Raw genomic sequence first — 17,978 nt, forward strand, 5'->3', positions numbered from 1 at the left:
ACGGGTCGGGTCGCGGGCGCGACCGGGATCATTCTGCACGACCGCGCCGGACGGCGGCTCCGGGGGTCAGCCGCCCGGTGGCGGGGTGGACGGTCCGGCGCTGATCTGCAGGGTGATCGCCGAGCCGCGCGAGATCCGCGAGCCGGCCGGCGGGTTGGTCTGCGCCACGGAGCCGGCCGGCCGGTCGGACGGGATGCGGTTCGGGTCGACCGTCACCGTGAAGCCGAGTCCGCGCAGCCGTTCCGCCGCGGCCGCGGGGCTCTGACCGGTGACCTCGGGCACCGCCTCCTGAGGCGCCTCGACGAGCGAGCGGTCCGGCGCCGGGAAGGCCGATCCTCCGTACTTCTCGTCGGCGACGCGCATGATGCGCGGCCAGATCTGGTGCCGGACCTGACCGGCGTTGACCCGCTTGAGGCTGAAGCCGCGCATCGAGGTGAAGCCGGTGACGTTGCCCACCCAGGTGGCGGTGGCGACCTCGGTGCTCGCGCCGACCATCCAGGTGTGCACGGCGTCGTCGGTCGTGCCGGTCTTGCCGATGTGCGGGATCCCGGTGCCCGGGTTGGACGGACGGCCCGTGCCTCCGGTCATGACCTGCTGCAGCGCGAAGTCGGCGGTGGCCGCGACCTGCTCGGACATGCCCTGCGTGCAGTCGGAGGTGGGCGGCGGGACGTCGGCGCCCGAGCGGTCGACGATGCGGTCGATCGCGATCGGCGTGCAGACCGTGCCCTTATTGGCGAACCCCGCGAAGGCGGTGGCCATCGTCAGCGGAGCGATCTCGTTCGTGCCGAGGATGGTCGGCGCGAACTTCTGCAGCTCGGTGCCGTCGGCGCGGTGCACGCCCATCGCCAGCGCGGTGTTGCGGATGCCGCAGAGGTCGAGCTGGTTCGCCATCGCGGCGAACGACGTGTTGATCGAGCCGGTCGTGGCCTGGAGGGCGGTGGTGACGCCTCCGTTGCCGCCCTCGTCGTTCTTGGGGTCCCACGACTCGCCGTAGTAGACGCCGTCGGGCTCGCAGCTGTCGCGGAAGGTCGTGTAGGCGCGGCGGGTGCCGTCCACGCTCTCGCCCAGCGCGCGCCCCTCCTGGAGCCACTCGGCGAGCGTGAAGACCTTATAGGTCGACCCGACCTGGAAGCCGGACGAGCCGCCGTAGCCGAAGTCGGTGCTGTAGTTGACGCTCGTGTAGTTCGCCCCCGCGATGTCGGGATCGTTCGAGTAGTCCTTGTTCTGCGTCATCGCGAGGATGCGGCCCGTGCCGACCTCGACCGAGACGCTCGAGCTGCCGATGTTCACCGTGGGCATCGACTTCGGGATCCAGTCGTTCGTCGCCGAGACGGCGGCCTGCTGCAGGTCGGTGTCGAGGGAGGTGTAGATCTGGTACCCGCCGCGCTTGAAGGTCGCGTCGCGCTCGTCCTGACTCGACCCGAAGGCGTCGTCGTTCTTGATCACCCAGGTGACGTAGTCGCAGAAGAACGCCGCGATGCCGGCCGTCTGGCAGCCGGTGCTCGGCTCCGTGATCACCGGCTGGACGGGAGTGGCCCCCGCCTCGGCGATCTGCTCCGGGGTCGCCTTCTGCTCGGCGTTCATGCGGGTCAGGATGTAGTTGCGGCGCTTCAGCGTCTCGGGGTAGCCCTCGACGGCGAGGTTCGCGGGGTCCTCCTGCCGGTCGAAGCGGAACTTCTCGGGGTTGTTGACGATCGCGACGAGGGCGGCCGACTGCGCGAGCGAGAGATCGCGCGCGCTGATGCCGAAGTAGTAGTTCGCGGCCGCCTCGATGCCGTAGACGGTCCCTCCGAAGAGCGCGATGTTGAGGTAGCCGAGGAGGATGTCGTTCTTCGGGTACTCCTTCTCGAGGCCGATCGCCAGCCGCATCTCGGCGACCTTGCGCTCCGGGGTCGTCTCGGTCGCCTCGCGGTAGGCGGCGTCGCGCTCGATGGGGTCGGAGAGCGCCTCCGCCTTCTGGATGAGCACGTTCTTGACGTACTGCTGAGTGATCGACGAGCCTCCCTGCACGTCCCCGCCCATCGCGGTCGTGGCGGCGGCGCGGACGGTGCCGAGCAGGTCGATGCCGCCGTGCTCGTAGAAGCGGGGATCCTCGGAGGCGACGACGGCGTCCTTGACGAACGGCGAGATGTCGTCCCAGCCCACCTCGACGCGGTTCTGCGCGTAGAAGGAGGCGAGCAGCACGTCCGCGCCCGCGGCGTCCTTCGCGTAGACGTTGCTCTTCTCGGCGAGGGTGCCGATCTCGAGGTACTCGGGGAGGTTGTCGAACATCTCGACCGTGTTGTTGGCGGCCATGCCCCCGAGGGCGATCGCCGGAGTGATCGACGCCGACACGAGGACCCCCGCGATGACGCTCATGGCAACGATCCCGACGAGTCCGCCGACCGCGCCCCCGACCGACTTGACGACCCTGGTCCCGCGCGCCCCCGACATAGAATCAGCGTAGTCGCCGCGCTCCGACCAGTCGCGGCGCACCATCCGCCGGCGCCGCCGACGCCCGGCGCGCCCCGCACTCGAGGAGAGCCATGTCCGTCCCCCGCTGGGAGTACGTCACCACCCCGCTGATGATCCACAACACGACGGCGATCCTCAACACCTGGGGTTCGGAGGGGTGGGAGCTCGTCCAGATCGTGACCGGCCCCGAGGGCGGTCTCGTCGCCTACCTCAAGCGCCCCGTCGCCGAGGCCGGCGCATGATCGCCGACCGTCTCTCCGAGCTGGGGATCGTCCTCCCCGCCGTCGCCGCCCCGGCCGGCGCGTACGTCCCGGCCGTGGTGAACGGCTCGCTGGTGTTCACGGCGGGCCAGATCCCGTTCGTCGACGGCGCGCTTCCCGCGACCGGCAAGGTCGGCTCGGGGGAGGGACTCGTGTCCCCCGAGGTCGCGAAGGACCTGGCGCGCACCTGCGCGCTCAACGCGCTCGCGGCGGTGGCCGACGTGCTCGGCTCGCTCGACCGCGTGACGAGGATCGTGAAGCTGACCGGCTTCGTCGCCTCCTCTGCAGGTTTCAACGGTCAGCCCGGAGTGGTCAACGGCGCGTCGGAGGTGCTCGGCGACATCTTCGGCGACGCGGGCCGACACGCGCGATCGGCCGTGGGAGTCGCCGAGCTGCCGCTCGACGCTCCCGTCGAGGTCGAGCTGATCGTCGCCTTCGAGTAGCGGTCCCTCTCGCGGCGGTGCCGGTCGGCGGCGCCTGTCGGTCAGCGCCTGTCAGTCGGCACCGACCGCGGAGGCGATGACCGTCATCACCTGCGTGTCCGCGAGGGTCGTGGTGTCTCCGACCGCGCGCCCCTCGGCGACGTCGCGCAGCAGCCGCCGCATGATCTTGCCCGAGCGGGTCTTCGGCAGCTCCTGGACGACGAAGATCCGCTTGGGCCGGGCGATGGCTCCGATGTGCTCGGCGACGTGGGCCTTCAGGGTCGCCTCGAGCTCGTCGTGGCCCTCGGCGAGAGCGTCGGCCTGGCTGGCCTTCGCGATCACGAAGGCGACCACCGCCTGACCCGTCGTCTCGTCCGCCGCCCCGACCACGGCCGCCTCGGCGACGACGGGGTGCGAGACGAGGGCCGACTCGATCTCGGCCGTCGAGAGCCGGTGGCCCGAGACGTTCATCACGTCGTCCACGCGGCCGAGCAGCCAGAGGTCGCCGTCGCGATCGCGTCGCGCCCCGTCGCCGGCGAAGTAGCGATCGCCGAACTTCGACCAGTAGGTCTCGACGTAGCGCTCCGGGTCGCCCCAGATGCCGCGCAGCATCGACGGCCACGGCTCCGTGACCACGAGGAGCCCGCCCGAGTCGGCCCCGACCGAGCGGCCCTTCTCGTCGACGACGTCGATCGAGACGCCCGGGACGGGGACCTGGGCCGAGCCCGGCTTCAGCGTGGTGACCCCGGGCAGCGGGGAGACCATGATCGCGCCGGTCTCGGTCTGCCACCAGGTGTCGACGATCGGGGTGCGACCCCCGCCGATGACGTCGCGGTACCAGATCCACGCCTCCGGGTTGATCGGCTCGCCGACCGAGCCGAGCAGGCGCAGGCTCGAGAGGTCGAAGCGCTGGGGGATCTGGCGCCCGAGCTTCATGAACGAGCGGATCGCGGTGGGCGCCGCGTAGAGGATGGTGACGCCGTACTTCTCGATGATCTCCCACCAGCGCCCCGTGTGCGGGGTGTCGGGGGTGCCCTCGTACATGACCTGGGTCGCGCCGTTGCTCAGCGGTCCGTAGACGACGTAGCTGTGGCCGGTGATCCAGCCGACATCGGCGGTCGACCAGTAGACGTCGCTCTCGGGGCGGAGGTCGAAGACGGTCCGATGCGTGTAGGAGACCTGCGTGAGGTAGCCGCCGCTGGTGTGCAGGATGCCCTTCGGCTTGCCGGTCGTCCCGCTGGTGTACAGGATGAACAGCGGCTGCTCGGCGGGGAACGCCCGCGCGACGTGGTCCGCGTCGACCGCGGTGATCTCCTCGTCCCACCAGAGATCGCGGCCCTCGCTCCACTGCACGGTGTTGCCCCCTCGGCGCACCACGAGCACGTGCTCGACGCTCGACTCGCCGCCGCCCAGGGCGAGGGCGGCGTCGACGGCGGGCTTGAGGGGGAAGACCGAGCCCTTGCGCCAGCCGCCGTCGGCGGTGATGACGAGCTTCGCCTCCGCGTCGTCGATGCGCGCGCGCAGGCTCTCGGCGCTGAAGCCGCCGAAGACCACGGAGTGGACCGCCCCGAGGCGCGCGACCGCGAGCATCGAGATCACCGCCTCCGGAATCATCGGGAGGTAGATCGCGACACGATCGCCGGAGCGGACGCCGAGGCTGGTCAGGAGGTTGGCGGCGCGCTTCACCTCGGCCGTGAGCTGGGCGTAGGTGAGGGTGCGGCTGTCGCCGGGCTCGCCCTCCCAGTGGATCGCGACGCGGTCGCCGTTGCCGGTGAGCACGTGGCGGTCGAGGCAGTTGTAGGCGACGTTGAGCTCGCCGTCGTCGAACCACTTCGCGAAGGGCGGGTCGTTCCAGTCGAGGGTGCGGGTGAAGGGGCGGTGCCAGTGCAGGAGCTCTCGGCTGCGCTCGGCCCAGAAGCCGAGGCGATCGGCGGCGGCCTCCTCGTAGAGGGCGGCGGAGGCGACGGCGTCGGCCGCGAAATCGGCCGGGGGCGGGAAGCGCCGCTTCTCGTGCAGGAGGTTGTCGATGGCCGACGATCCCGGGGTGCCGGCGTCGTCGAGGGGAGAGGACATCTGCGATTCGCTCCTTCGCGAGTGCACCGTTCGCCGACCGGCGCGGTCGGCCTCGCACCACCGTAGCGCCAGGGTCCGATGCTGAGCAGGCGCGGGCCGAAGCTGGCAGTAGGGCGGGGTTTCGACAAGAGTTGGCCCAGACGGCTGTTCGGGCTTGGCGAATCGGGCGGCGTCACGTACTCTTTCATACGGCCGAATGAAAGTTCGGTCTCAGCGGCGCATGTGATTCCCCCCAATCCCGCGCCGCCGAGGCGGCACCTGTTCCCCCCAATGGGTGCCGCCCCCTTCTCTTCTCCCGTCGATCCGCTCGAGTTCCGCCGCTCGCGATCGCCGCTCTCCCGCCTCCACAGGGCGCGGATCGAGCGTGTCTGCACCGATGCGGCCGCTGCGTGCGGGCAGGTGCCGGTCGCGGCCTACCGTTCCGGCATGGTCGCCGACTTCGTCCCCCGTGTTCCCGCCGCCTACCGCCGGGAGGGCCCGGCGCCCGGTCCCGCGGCGTCGCCCGGCCCGCCGATCCGGCCAGGGGCAGCGGCGCTGGGGCTGCTCGCGCCGTTCGCCGCCGACCCCGACGTCACGGATCTGTTCGTGAACGGCGGCTCCGGTCTGTGGATCGACAGGGGCGCCGGTGCCGTCCGCGAACCGACCTGGACCCTCGACGCCGCGGGGGCCCGCCGCCTGGCCGTCTCGCTCGTCGCGGCGGGAGGCAGGCACGTCGACGAGGCGAGTCCGTGCGTCGACGTCCGCCTGCGACACGGCGTGCGCGTCCACGTCGTCCTGCCTCCCGTCGCCACCGGAGGGACCCTGATCTCGATCCGCATCCCCCGCGCCGACGCGTGGAGCCTGGATGAGCTGCACGCGTCGGGCATGTTCGACGAGGCGGAGCGGCTGCTCCTGCGCGGGGCGGTCGACGCCCGGTGGAACCTCCTCGTCTCGGGAGCCGGCGGATCGGGGAAGACCACCCTCCTGGGTGCGCTCCTCGGCTTCGCGCCTCCCGAGGAGCGGATCATCGCGATCGAGGACGTGGGGGAGCTGCGACCGGCGCACCCGCATTTCGTGGCGCTCGAGGCGCGGCAGCCGAATCTGGAGGGTGCGGGCGGCGTGGGCCTCGACCGCCTGGTCCGCGAGGCCCTGCGGATGCGGCCGGATCGCCTCGTGCTCGGGGAGTGCCGCGGAGTCGAGCTGCGCGACCTCCTGTCGGCGTTGAACACCGGGCACGACGGCGGCGCGGGCACGCTCCACGCCAACTCGCTCGCCGACGTGCCGGCGCGGCTGGAAGCCCTCGGGGCGCTCGCCGGGATGGGACCCGAGGCGATCGCCCGGCAGACCGTGAGCGCGATCGACCTGGTGCTCCACCTCGAGCGGAGCGACGGGCGCAGGCGGCTGGCGGCCTGGGGCCGGTTCGACCTCGATGCGAGGGGGCGCCTCCGGATCGACGAGGGGGCGCTGCCCCGGCGTTCGAGGGCGGACCGGTGAGAAGGAGCGACGGACTCGACGAGGTGGCGGCGATCGTGCACCGCCTCGCTGTCCTCCTCGCCGCGGGAGTCGCGCCGGGATCGGCGTTCGCGCACCTCGCGTCCTCCGCGGTCTCGAGCGCTCCCGGGGCGGCCCGCCGCCGTCGCCTCCTCCGCGCGGTGGCCGTCGAGGCGGGGAACGGCGGAGACGTGACGGAGGCGCTCCTCCGCGGCGCGCCGGCCTCGCGCGGTCGTCGGGAGCGGGAGGGGCGACGACCCGACCGGGGCGAGGCGACCGCGTGGGCGGCGCTCGCTGCGGCGTGGCGCGTCGCCGCCGACTCCGGGGCGCCGGTGGCTGCCGCACTCGCCGAGCTCGCGGAGTCGATGCGCGAGCTGGCGCGCGCCCGGCGCGACATCGACGTGGCGCTCGCCGGCCCTGCGGCGACCGGACGAGTGGTCGGAGCCCTCCCGCTGGTGGCACTGGGCTTCGGGACGCTCCTGGGCTTCGATGTCGCGGGCGTGCTCGTCGGCACCGCGCCGGGTCTGGCCTGCCTCGTCGCCGGTGCCGCCCTGATGCTCGGAGCGCAGCTGTGGACGAGGCGCCTGGTCAGGGGAGCGGACCCGGGCGACCCGGCCCCCGGGCTGGCGCTCGACCTGCTGGCGGTCGCGCTCGCGGGCGGAGGGTCGATCCAGCGCTCGCGCGAGCAGGTGCTCGCGGCGCTGGGGGAGTGCGGGCTCGCCTCGGGTGAGCGGGCGCTCGACGCGGCCGAGCCGGTGCTGGAGCTGTCCAGTGCCGCGGGAGTGCCGGCCGGCCGCCTCCTGCGCAGCGAGGCTGCGCTGACCCGGGTGCGGGCGGCCGGCGGGGCGAGGGAGCGTGCCGCACGGCTGGGCGTGACGCTGATGCTGCCTCTCGGTGTCTGCGTGCTGCCCGCGTTCCTCCTGCTCGGGGTGGCTCCGATGGTGATCTCGGTGCTGCTCTCGACCTTCGACAGCGGGGCGTGAGGAGCGGTGGTCGTCCTCCACAGGACGGCCGGCCGGAGCCTCTGCACGGTTCCGCCGGCGGCCGCCGCGGGGCCCGCCGATCTCGGCGATCCTCGGGAGGAGGGGCGGACCAGGCGGGGCAGGGACGGAGCGGACTCGGATGGACGGCAGCGGGATGGACGGCAGTGGGATGGACGGCGGCGGGATGAGGGCCGGCGGGATGGAGGCCCTCGGGATGGACGGCGGCGGTGGCATCGGCGGCATGACGCGGCTCCGCGGGGCGGGGATGCTCGCGCGGCTCGGGGAGGAGGACGGGTCCGCGACGGCCGAGTACGCCATCGCGACCATGGCCGCGGTGGGCTTCGCCGGGCTCCTGGTGGTGATCCTCAAGGGCGACGAGGTGCGGGGCATCCTCACCGACCTGGTGACCCGCGCGCTCACGTCCGGCGGATGAGGGGCGAGGGTCGCCTCCCTCGGCGATCGACCGGGGAGGAGGGGTCGGCGACAGCCGAGTTCGCCGTGGCGCTCCCGGCCGTCGTCGTCGTCCTCGCACTCTGCCTCGGCTCGGTCGCGGCGACGGCTCAGTACGTGCGACTCGTCGACGCGGCCGCCGACGGCGCGAGATCGGCCGCGCGCGGGGACGATGCCGCGAGGCCGGTCGCCCGGGTCGATGCCGGCGCGTCGGTCGCGGTCGCGGAGGAGGGGGACCTCGTCTGCGTGAGCGTGGGTGCGAGCCTCCGGCCGCTGCCCGCGGTCGCTCTCCCGGTGACGATCCGCTCCTGCGCACTCGGGGGAGGAGGGTGATCGGGGTAGGCACGCGGGAGAGCGAGCGCGGCTCCGCCTCGATCGTCGCCGTCGGCGTCGTCGCCGGGACCGTGCTCGTGACGGCGGCTGTGCTCTCCGGGTGCGGTGCGGTCGTCGGCCACCAGAGGGCGGTCGCGGCGGCGGATGCGGCGGCGCTCGCCGCGGCCGACACCGCGTCGGGCCTGGTCTCCGGGGAGCCGTGCGCCGCCGCCTCCGGGATCGCCACCGCGGGCGGCGCCGAGCTGACCGAGTGCGCACTGGACGCCGGGATCGCGACCGTGGAGGTCGTGGTCGCCCTCGGGCCGCTGGCGCTCCCGGCGCGGTCGCGGGCCGGCCCGCCGCCCGGAGAGGGGACGACGGCGCCCGCGGATCAGTCCGAGCTGAGCCGCTGGTAGCGGTAGGCGGCGGCGGTCGGGAGCGCGCCCGACCCCTCGTCGTGCTCGAGAGCACCCGAGAGGAGGTAGATGTAGCGGGAGCCGGCGCGGGCTCCCGGGATCTCGAGACGCGCCGCGGGTGCCGACTCGCCGCCGTAGGGGCGCCGGAGGGTCTTGCCCTCGAGGGGGCCGTCGACGAGTTTCGCGGTGTAGGCCGAGGTGGTGGGGGACGAGGTGGTGTGCGTCATTGCCATGCTCCTCATCATGCGCCGATCCGCGGTCGGCGTCATCAGCAGAGTGTCCGCGGCGCGACCGACGCCCGGCTTTCGAGGGCGCCGTTCCGCTGCTCCGCATCCGGTCCCGACCCGTGCCGCGTCCGCTCCGACGGAGTGGGACGCCCGGCAGCGGTGTGTATGGTGTGCCTGTCGGGCGCCCGAAGCCGACGTGAACGGTGGACCGTTCCTCTCTGCGGTCGCCGCCCACCGCCTCCCCGAAGAAGGGGACCCGTCGGACCCACCTGTCCGTCCGACCGACAGCATCAATCGAGGAGAACTGTGTCCGGCACGAAGAAGCTGGTGATCGTCGAGTCGCCGGCGAAGGCCAAGACCATCGCCCAGTACCTGGGCGACGGGTACGAGGTGCTCGCCTCCGTCGGGCACATCCGCGACCTCATCGAGCCGAAGAACCTGCCGCCGGAGCTCAAGAAGGGGCCGCTGGGCAAGTTCTCGGTCGACGTCGACAACGGCTTCGAGCCCTACTACGTGGTCTCGGACCAGAAGAAGAAGACGGTCGCCGACTTGAAGCGGGCGCTGAAGAACGCCGATGAGCTCTACCTCGCGACGGATGAGGACCGCGAGGGCGAGGCCATCGCGTGGCACCTCCTCGACGAGCTCAAGCCCAAGGTTCCCGTGCACCGCATGGTCTTCCACGAGATCACCAAGGACGCGATCCAGAAGGCCCGCGAGAACACCCGCGACATCGACACCTCGCTCGTCGACGCCCAGGAGACCCGCCGCATCCTCGACCGTCTCTACGGCTACGAGATCTCACCCGTGCTCTGGCGCAAGGTCGGCCCCGGTCTGTCCGCCGGCCGCGTGCAGTCGGCCGCGACCCGGCTCGTCGTCGACCGCGAGCGCGAGCGCCTCGCCTTCGTCTCGGCGAGCTACTGGGACCTCGCGACGGTGCTCGCCCCCGAGTCCGACGCCGAAGCGGGCTTCGACGCCCGGCTGGCCAGGCTCGACGGCAAGCGCATCGGAAGCGGCCGCGACTTCGACGACCGCGGACAGCTGAAGGGCGACGTCACGGTCCTCGACGAGGCGGCCGCCGCCTCCCTCGCCGACGCGCTCCGCGACCCCGCGACCACCGTGCGCGTCTCGAATCTCGAGTCGAAGCCCTACTCGCGCCGCCCGGCCGCGCCGTTCACGACGTCGACGCTGCAGCAGGAGGCGGCGCGCAAGCTCCGCTTCTCGGCGCGGCAGACGATGAGCGTCGCGCAGTCGCTCTACGAGAACGGCTTCATCACCTATATGAGGACCGACTCGCCCAACCTCTCGCAGCAGGCGCTCAACGCCGCCCGGTCGCAGGCGACCGCGCTCTACGGCGCCGAGACCGTCCCCGAGAAGCCCCGCCTGTACTCGGGCAAGAACAAGAGCGCCCAGGAGGCGCACGAGGCCATCCGCCCCGCCGGCGAGACCTTCCGCACTCCGGATCAGCTGTCGGGCACGCTGCGCGGCAACGATCTGCGCCTCTACGAGCTCATCTGGAAGCGCACCGTCGCCTCGCAGATGGCCGACGCCAAGGGCTCCACGGCCACCGTCACCCTGGAGGCGAACCCCGCGGGGGACACGGCGCGGGTCGCCGAGTTCACCGCCTCCGGAACCGTCATCACCTTCCGCGGTTTCCTGCTCGCCTACGAGGAGGGCCGCGACGAGGAGCGCCACGGCGCCCGCGACGAGAAGGACGCGAAGCTCCCGGTGCTCGAGGTGGGCCAGAGCCTGGTCGTCGCCGAGGTCGAGGCGAAGGGCCACGAGACCTCGCCGCCCCCGCGCTACACGGAGGCGAGCCTCGTCAAGTCGCTCGAGGAGCTCGGTATCGGGCGCCCCTCCACCTACGCCTCGATCATCTCGACGATCGTCGACCGCGGGTACGTCACTCCCCGCGGCACCGCCCTCGTGCCCAACTGGATCGCCTTCTCGGTGGTGCGCCTGCTCGAGGACTTCTTCTCGGACCTCGTGGAGTACGACTTCACCGCCGAGATGGAGGGCGACCTCGACAAGATCGCCGGCGGCGAGGAGGACCGGGTCGACTGGCTCAACCGCTTCTACTTCGGCGGCGGGACCCACCCGGGGCTCCGGCACGTGGTCGACAACCTGGGTGAGATCGACGCGAAGAGCATCAACTCCATCCGGATCACCGACGACATCACCCTCCGCATCGGCAAGTACGGCCCCTACCTCGAGGTCGCGGAGGAGGAGGGGCAGGAGACGCCCCGCCGCGTCAACCTGCCGCTCGAGCTCGCCCCCGACGAGCTCACCCCGGCGAAGGCCCAGGAGCTCATCGACGCCCCTGTGCAGACCGACCGGGTGCTCGGCAGCAACCCGGACACGGGCAAGATCGTCGTCGTGAAGGACGGTCGCTTCGGACCGTACGTGACCGAGACCGACCCCGAGCCCGACACGGTCGCCGACCCTGCGACGGGCGAGGTCGTCGAACCCGACAAGGCCCCTGCTGCCAAGCGCGGCGCGAAGAAGCCCGCGGTCGTCAAGCCGCGCACCTCCTCGCTGTTCAAGTCGATGGATGTCGCCTCGATCGACCTCGCCACCGCACTCCGCCTGCTCGACCTGCCGCGCACGGTCGGCGAGGACCCGGAGTCGGGCGAGCCGATCACCGCACAGAACGGGCGCTACGGCCCCTACCTGAAGAAGGGGACCGACAGCCGCTCGCTCACGAGCGAGGACCAGATCTTCGAGGTCGACCTGGCGACCGCTCTCGAGGTGTTCGCGGAGCCCAAGTACGGCGCGCGCAAGGCGTCGAGCGCCCTCAAGGAGTTCGACGCCGATCCCGTCAGCGGCAAGCCGATCCGCATCCGCGACGGTCGCTTCGGCGCGTACGTGACCGACGGCGAGACAAACGTCACGATCCCCAAGGGTCAGACGATCGAGGAGGTCGACTTCGAGCAGGCCGTCCAGATGCTCGCCGACAAGCGCGCGAAGGGGCCGGCCAAGAAGGCTCCCGCCAAGCGCGCCCCGGCCGCGAAGAAGCCGGCCGCGGCGAAGGCGACGGCGACGAAGACGGCCGCTGCGAAGGCGACGGCGTCGAAGACGACCGCGGCCAAGGCGACCGCCGCGAAGACCACCGCCTCCCGCTCGACCGCTGCGAAGACGACGGCAGCCAAGACGACGGCCGCCAAGGCGACCGCCGCGAAGACCACCGGGACGACGACGGCACGCACGCCGGCCGCGAAGAAGCCCGCGGGGGCGCCGGGCGCGACGGAGTCGTGACCGGGCTCTTCGTCACCCTCGAGGGCGGGGACGGCGCGGGCAAGACCACGCAGGCCCTGCTGCTCGAGGAGTGGCTGGTCGAGCGCGGCCGCACCGTCGTGCGCACCCGCGAACCGGGTGGCACCGAGGTGGGCGTCCAGATCCGCGAGATCGTCCTGCACCACCGCGGAGAGGTCGACCCCCGGGCCGAGGCGCTCCTCTATGCCGCCGATCGGGCGCAGCACATCGGCACCCTCGTGCGTCCGGCGCTCGAGCGGGGCGAGGTGGTGATCCAGGACCGCTACATCGACTCGTCCGTCGCCTACCAGGGTGCCGGGCGGGTGCTCGACGGCCGAGAGGTGCGCTCGCTCTCGGAGTGGGCGACCCACGACCTCCGACCCGACCTGACCGTGCTGCTCGACCTCGACCCGGCCGCGGCCCGGGCGCGGCTCGACGCCGCGCGCACCCGCTTCGACCGGCTCGAGGCCGAGAAGGCGGAGTTCCACGAGCGCGTGCGCCAGGGCTTCCTCGCCATCGCCGAGTCCGACCCCGAGCGCTTCCTGGTCGTCGACGCGAGCCTCGCGATCGACGGCATCGCCGCCACGGTCCGTGACCGCGTCGAGCAGCTCCTCGGTCGGGACCGGGCTGTCGGTGCTCGCGACTAGCGTGGACTCGTGACCGTCTGGAGCCAGCTCGTGGGGCAGGAGCACGCCATCGGCGCCCTGCAGGACGCCTCGACCCCGCGCGACGACCGCGGCCGCGAGTCGACGGCGATGACCCACTCCTGGCTGATCACCGGGCCTCCCGGATCGGGGCGCTCCAACCTCGCCTACGCGTTCGCCTCCGCCCTGCTCTGCCGCCGCGGCGGCTGCGGCGAGTGCCCCGACTGCCTGCAGGTCGCCGCCCGCTCGCACCCCGACCTCGCCGTCCTCTCGACCGAGCGGGTCATCATCTCGATCGACGAGGTGCGCCGGCTCGTCGCGAGCTCGCAGTACTCGCCCTCGGTCTCGCGCTACCGCGTGATGGTCATCGAGGACGCCGACCGCATGAGCGAGCGCACCTCGAACGTGCTGCTCAAGGCTCTCGAGGAGCCGCCGGAGCGCACCGTGTGGATCCTCTGCGCACCGAGCGAGGCCGATCTGCTGCCGACCATCCGCTCCCGCGTCCGCTCGGTCCGCCTCCGGGTGCCGAGCGTCGACGACGTCGCGGGACTTCTCGAGCGCCGGGACGGAGTCGACGCCGTGACCGCGGAGCGCGCCGCGCGCCAGGCCCAGAGCCACATCGGCATGGCGCACCGGCTCGCGACCGACGAGAACGCGCGCGAACGCCGCGAGGAGACCCTCCGGATCGCCCTCCGGCTGCGCGGGGTGTCCGACGCCGTCCTCGGCGCGGCCCGACTCGTCGAGGTCGCCACCGAGGACGCGCGGGCGATCACGCTCGAGCGTGACGAGATCGAGCGCCAGCAGGCCCTGCGCTCCCTCGGCGTCGAGCCGGGCGGGACGGTCCCGGCCCAGCTGAGATCGCAGCTGCGCGCCCTCGAGGAGGACCAGAAGCGGCGCGCGACCCGGAGCCTCCGCGACGGCCTCGACCGCATCCTCGTCGACCTCCTCTCGCTCTATCGCGACGTGGTCCGCCTCCAGCTCGGCGCCCCGGGCGGGGTCATCAACGAGGAGGTGCGCGCCGAGATGACGGCGCTGGCCGAGGCGACGGCGCCCGAGCGGACCCTGGCGGTGCTCGACGCCGTCTCGACGGCGCGCGAGCGCATCGATGCGAACGTCTCGCCGGTGCTCGCACTCGAGGCGATGCTCGTCGTCGCCGCCCGCCGAGCGGTGGCCGCGTGACCCGCGCCCGGCGTTCGCTCGCCGTCGCAGCGGTGCTCGCCGCCTCCGCCCTGCTCACCTCGTGCTTCGCGCCGGGCGGCGCGTCGGCCGAGAGGACCTCCACCCCCGCGCCGCAGGCGGTCGACGCCGACCTCGAGCGCTACTACGGGCAGGTGCTGGTCTGGGACGACTGCGGCGACGGCGCCCAGTGCACCGACGCGTCGGTCCCGCTCGACTGGAGCGACCCGGCCGGTGAGACGGCGTCGATCGCCCTCCTGCGGCGCCCCGCCACGAGCGGATCGGCGCTCGGCTCGCTGCTCGTGAACCCCGGCGGCCCCGGCAGCTCCGGAGTCGCCTTCATCCGCGACAGCGCCGACTACGCCGTCGACGACGAGCTCGCCGCCGAGTACGACGTGGTCGGCTTCGACCCCCGCGGCGTCGGGGAGTCGACGGCAGTCTCGTGCCTCGACGACGCCGACCTCGACTCCTACCTCTACGACATCACCCCGGGCGAGCGCGGCGGAGACGAGTGGATCGACGCCCAGCGCACGAGCTCGGCCGCCTTCGCCGCCGCCTGCCAGGAGCGCAGCGGCGCTCTGCTGGGCGAGGTCGGCACGACGAACGCGGCGCGCGACCTCGACGTGCTCCGAGCGGCCCTCGGCGACGAGACCCTCCACTACCTCGGCTACTCCTACGGCACCTTCCTCGGCGCGACCTACGCCGGGCTCTTCCCCGAGCGGGTGGGGCGGCTCGTCCTCGACGGCGCGATCGACCCGGCCGCGTCCTCGCTCGACGTCGTCCGCGAGCAGGCCGAGGGGTTCGAGAGCGCCCTGCGGGCCTACCTCGAGGACTGCCTCGGCTCCTCCGACTGCCCCTTCACCGGCTCCGTCGAGAACGGGATGACGCAGGTGCGCGAGCTGCTCGACGAGGTCGACGCCTCGCCGATCCGCGCCGCCGACGGCCGCGAGCTCGGGTCGAGCACCCTCTTCACCGCGATCGTCTACCCGCTCTACGACGCCTCCGGCTGGAGCGCGCTCAGCGAGATGCTCACCGACGTCCGGCGGGGCGGAGCCGAGATCGCGTTCCAGTACGCCGACGCCTACAACGGCCGCGACGCCGACGGACGCTACTCCGACAACGCGACGGAGGCGTTCCTCGCGATCAACTGCGTCGACTACGCCTACGACGGCGACGTCGCGGCGATGCGGGCCGACGCGGCCGAGCTCGAGGAGGCGGCCCCCACCATCGGGCGCTACATGGCCTACGGCGACATCCTCTGCAGCGAGTGGCCGGCCGCCTTCGAGGGCTCCCGGGAACCCATCGCGGCGGAGGGCTCGGCCCCGATCCTCGTGGTCGGCACCACCAACGACCCGGCCACGCCGTACGTGTGGGCAGAGGCTCTCGCGGGCCAGCTCGCCGAGGGGCACCTCGTCACCTACACCGGCGAGGGCCACACCGCCTACAACAAGTCGAACTCGTGCGTGAACGACGCGGTGGACGCGTTCCTGCTCGAGGGAGTCGTTCCTGAGGAGGATCCGCAATGCTGACCGAGCAGGGGCGCCGCGCCGCGCAGCCGAACGTCGAGGGAGTGTCGCGCGAGCAGCCGGGACTGCGGGAGCGCAAGCGCCTCGCGACCCGGCGCGCGATCGAGATCGCCGTCCTCCGGCTCGCCAGCGAGCGCGGGCCCGACCGCGTGACGATCGAGGACGTCTCTCGACTCGCCGACGTGTCGACCCGCACCTTCTTCAACTACTTCGCCTCGAAGGAGGACGCCCTCGTCGGCGGCCTCCCCGTCATCACCGACGAGACCGCGGCCGCGTTCCTCGCCGGGGCCGGCCCCGTCCTCGACGAGCTGCAGGACGTCTTCGTCGCCGCGATGGAGGAGCCGCTCGAGGAGGACCGCGAGCTGCATCTGCTCCGTCGCGCCCTGTTCCGCGACCACCCGCAGCTCGTCGGACTCAAGATCGCGGGGATGCGGGAGTTCGAGCTCGCCGTCGAGGGGCTCGTCGCCGAGCGGCTCGGTCGCGACGAGCCGGACCCCGAGCGGGTGAGCAGCAGGGCGAGGATGCTGACCCTCCTGGGTCTCGCCGCCATGCGGCACGCCTGGGCGGGCTGGGTCGACCTCGACGGCCGCGAGGCGCTCCCCGGCCGCGTCGCCCGCTCCTTCGACGAGCTCCGCTCCGCCCTCGCCTGAGCCGGGTGGTGGGCTCTCCTGCCCGTGCACGCGGCCGGGCACGGGCAGGCTATGCTGTGTAATCGTGTCCGGGGGAAGCCCCGCGTGCACGCCGCCTTAGCTCAGTCGGCAGAGCGTCTCACTCGTAATGAGAAGGTCGTGGGTTCGATTCCCACAGGCGGCTCCGTTTCCCCCTCCTCCCGGTCCTCAGGACTGCGCGGATCGACGCGGTTACCCTGGTACGGATGACCGACACGCCTCCCCGCCGCCGGCCGTGGCCGCTGGTGGTCGCGGGCGTCCTCGCCGCCTCCCTGCTCGGTGCCGGCGCCTTCGGTGCGGGCGCCGCCATCGGGGCGGGCTCGGCGCCGACCGCATCGCCGGCCGCAGCGGTCGCGACGGCGCCGCCGCCCGTCGAGAGCACGCCCACGCCGACCCCCCGCCCGACCGGCGCCGACACCACCCGCGCGCTGCGCACCTGCTCCGTCGCGGCCGCCGCGGCCGACCCGAGGCTCGGGTCGATGCAGGCCCGGGTGGTCGACGCCGCCACCGGCGATGTGCTCTTCGACCGCGGCGGCTCGACGGCGTCGCGGACCGCCTCGGCGCTCAAGATCCTCACCGCAGCCTCGGCCCTCGCCGTCCTCGGACCGGACACCCGGATCGCGACCACGGTCGTCCGGGGCACCGACCCGGGGAGCATCGTGCTGGTCGGCGGGGGAGACCTCACGCTCAGCCGGCTCCCGAGCGGGCAGGAGTCGTTCTACGACGGCGCCGCCCACCTCGACGACCTCGCGGCGCAGGTCGAGCGGGCCTGGGCGGCGAGCCCCGAGACCGCGGGGACGCCGATCACGTCCGTCGTCCTCGACGCCTCGCTCTACTCCGGCGACACCTGGCAGCCGAGCTGGAACCGCAAGGAGCAGACCGACGGCTACATGCCCGAGATCACCGCCCTGCAGGTCGACGGCGACCGCGCCGACCCGACCTCCTCCACGTCGACCCGCGGCACCGACCCCGTCGGCCGCGCGGGCGACGCCTTCGCGACGGAGCTCTCGGGATCGCCGACCGTCTCGACCGGCACGGCTCCGGCGGGCGCCGCCGTGCTCGGGACGGTCGAGTCGGCGCCGGTGCGCACCCTCGTCCAGCAGATGCTGCTCGTCTCGGACAACGCGATCGCCGAGATGCTCGCGCGCCTCGTCGCGATCCGCACGGGCTCGGGCAGCACCTTCGCTGCGGAGCAGGCGGGCGTGCTGCAGGGTCTCGCGGGCTACGGAGTCGACACCGCGGGTATCGCGATCGCCGACGGCTCGGGGCTGAGCGACGACAACGCGGTCGCGCCCGCCTACTTCACCGCCCTGCTGCGCAAGATCCAGGCCCGGGAGGGCGAGCTCGGCATCGTCCTCGACGGGCTCCCCGTCTCGGGACGCACCGGGTCGCTCGCCTACGCCGACCGCTTCGCCGGCGACAACGCCGTGGCCGACGGGGCCGTGCTCGCCAAGACCGGGTGGATCGACACCGGCTACACCCTGGCCGGAGTCGTGAACGCGCAGGACGGGACGTCGCTGACCTTCGCCGTCTACGCGCTCGGAGACGTCACCGACTCCGCGAAGGCGGCGATCGACACGCTCGTCACGGGCTTCTACCGGTGCGGCGCCTCGCTCTCCGACTCGTGACGGCTCCGGCCGTCGCCCGC

16 protein-coding genes and 1 tRNA gene are annotated in these 17,978 nt (G+C 72.8%); 14 read left to right on the plus strand and 3 right to left on the minus strand.

Annotated features, from left to right (window positions below):
* Positions 1 to 66 precede the first annotated feature (66 nt).
* Positions 67 to 2,433, minus strand: a complete 2,367-nt coding sequence (locus tag B9Y99_RS13355) for a penicillin-binding protein (RefSeq protein WP_165759625.1) — start codon at positions 2,431 to 2,433, stop codon at positions 67 to 69.
* Between the two features lie 92 nt (positions 2,434 to 2,525).
* Here B9Y99_RS13355 and sp36 point away from each other — a divergent pair, with 92 nt between their 5' ends.
* Together sp36 and B9Y99_RS13360 are read left to right on the plus strand one after the other, a co-directional pair.
* Entirely contained in the window at positions 2,526 to 2,696 is a 171-nt protein-coding gene (gene sp36 / locus B9Y99_RS18845) for a Sp36 family protein (RefSeq protein WP_165759626.1), read from the plus strand.
* A complete protein-coding gene (locus B9Y99_RS13360) occupies positions 2,693 to 3,157 on the plus strand; it encodes a RidA family protein (RefSeq protein WP_085477050.1) in 465 nt (154 codons plus the stop codon). Before sp36 ends, B9Y99_RS13360 begins: the two co-directional genes overlap by 4 nt.
* A 51-nt stretch (positions 3,158 to 3,208) precedes the next feature.
* Here B9Y99_RS13360 and acs read toward each other — a convergent pair whose 3' ends face one another.
* Positions 3,209 to 5,209: an acetate--CoA ligase gene (acs, locus tag B9Y99_RS13365; protein WP_085477051.1), complete on the minus strand. Its 2,001-nt coding sequence runs from the start codon at positions 5,207 to 5,209 to the stop codon at positions 3,209 to 3,211.
* Positions 5,210 to 5,635: 426 nt separating this feature from the next.
* Between acs and B9Y99_RS13370 the strand changes: the two genes are divergently transcribed.
* From B9Y99_RS13370 to B9Y99_RS13390, 5 genes are all read left to right on the plus strand, one after another.
* The gene (locus B9Y99_RS13370; RefSeq protein WP_085477412.1) at positions 5,636 to 6,682 is read left to right on the plus strand and encodes a TadA family conjugal transfer-associated ATPase; all 1,047 of its coding nucleotides are present in this window, start codon (positions 5,636 to 5,638) and stop codon (positions 6,680 to 6,682) included.
* Entirely contained in the window at positions 6,679 to 7,662 is a 984-nt protein-coding gene (locus B9Y99_RS13375; RefSeq protein ID WP_244274906.1) for a type II secretion system F family protein, read from the plus strand. Before B9Y99_RS13370 ends, B9Y99_RS13375 begins: the two co-directional genes overlap by 4 nt.
* A 241-nt stretch (positions 7,663 to 7,903) precedes the next feature.
* A complete protein-coding gene (locus B9Y99_RS13380) occupies positions 7,904 to 8,095 on the plus strand; it encodes a DUF4244 domain-containing protein (protein WP_342097156.1) in 192 nt (63 codons plus the stop codon).
* A gap of 65 nt (positions 8,096 to 8,160) precedes the next feature.
* On the plus strand, positions 8,161 to 8,445 hold the full coding sequence (locus B9Y99_RS13385; RefSeq protein WP_244274908.1) for a TadE family type IV pilus minor pilin: 285 nt from the start codon (positions 8,161 to 8,163) through the stop codon (positions 8,443 to 8,445).
* Positions 8,442 to 8,840: an Rv3654c family TadE-like protein gene (locus B9Y99_RS13390; protein WP_244274909.1), complete on the plus strand. Its 399-nt coding sequence runs from the start codon at positions 8,442 to 8,444 to the stop codon at positions 8,838 to 8,840. Before B9Y99_RS13385 ends, B9Y99_RS13390 begins: the two co-directional genes overlap by 4 nt.
* On the opposite strand, the gene B9Y99_RS13395 is transcribed toward B9Y99_RS13390, so the two are convergent.
* The gene (locus B9Y99_RS13395) at positions 8,816 to 9,067 is read right to left on the minus strand and encodes a hypothetical protein (RefSeq protein ID WP_085477053.1); all 252 of its coding nucleotides are present in this window, start codon (positions 9,065 to 9,067) and stop codon (positions 8,816 to 8,818) included. The genes B9Y99_RS13390 and B9Y99_RS13395 overlap by 25 nt on opposite strands.
* A 306-nt stretch (positions 9,068 to 9,373) precedes the next feature.
* On the opposite strand from B9Y99_RS13395, the gene topA reads away from it, so the two are divergent.
* From topA to dacB, 7 genes are all read left to right on the plus strand, one after another.
* Positions 9,374 to 12,319: a type I DNA topoisomerase gene (gene topA / locus B9Y99_RS13400; RefSeq protein WP_129588032.1), complete on the plus strand. Its 2,946-nt coding sequence runs from the start codon at positions 9,374 to 9,376 to the stop codon at positions 12,317 to 12,319.
* The gene (tmk, locus tag B9Y99_RS13405) at positions 12,316 to 12,963 is read left to right on the plus strand and encodes a dTMP kinase (RefSeq protein ID WP_085477055.1); all 648 of its coding nucleotides are present in this window, start codon (positions 12,316 to 12,318) and stop codon (positions 12,961 to 12,963) included. The genes topA and tmk overlap by 4 nt, the downstream gene beginning before the upstream one ends.
* A 9-nt stretch (positions 12,964 to 12,972) precedes the next feature.
* On the plus strand, positions 12,973 to 14,139 hold the full coding sequence (locus B9Y99_RS13410) for a DNA polymerase III subunit delta' (protein WP_085477056.1): 1,167 nt from the start codon (positions 12,973 to 12,975) through the stop codon (positions 14,137 to 14,139).
* A complete protein-coding gene (locus B9Y99_RS13415; RefSeq protein ID WP_085477057.1) occupies positions 14,136 to 15,665 on the plus strand; it encodes an alpha/beta hydrolase in 1,530 nt (509 codons plus the stop codon). Before B9Y99_RS13410 ends, B9Y99_RS13415 begins: the two co-directional genes overlap by 4 nt.
* Complete coding sequence (locus tag B9Y99_RS13420) at positions 15,659 to 16,312, plus strand: TetR/AcrR family transcriptional regulator (protein ID WP_085477058.1); 654 nt, start codon at positions 15,659 to 15,661, stop codon at positions 16,310 to 16,312. Before B9Y99_RS13415 ends, B9Y99_RS13420 begins: the two co-directional genes overlap by 7 nt.
* Before the next feature lie 90 nt (positions 16,313 to 16,402).
* A tRNA-Thr gene (locus B9Y99_RS13425) sits at positions 16,403 to 16,475 on the plus strand.
* Between the two features lie 61 nt (positions 16,476 to 16,536).
* A complete protein-coding gene (gene dacB, locus B9Y99_RS13430) occupies positions 16,537 to 17,958 on the plus strand; it encodes a D-alanyl-D-alanine carboxypeptidase/D-alanyl-D-alanine endopeptidase (protein ID WP_085477059.1) in 1,422 nt (473 codons plus the stop codon).
* Positions 17,959 to 17,978 lie beyond the last annotated feature (20 nt).

It is taken from the genome of Rathayibacter oskolensis, assembly GCF_900177245.1.
Classification (GTDB): domain Bacteria; phylum Actinomycetota; class Actinomycetes; order Actinomycetales; family Microbacteriaceae; genus Rathayibacter; species Rathayibacter oskolensis.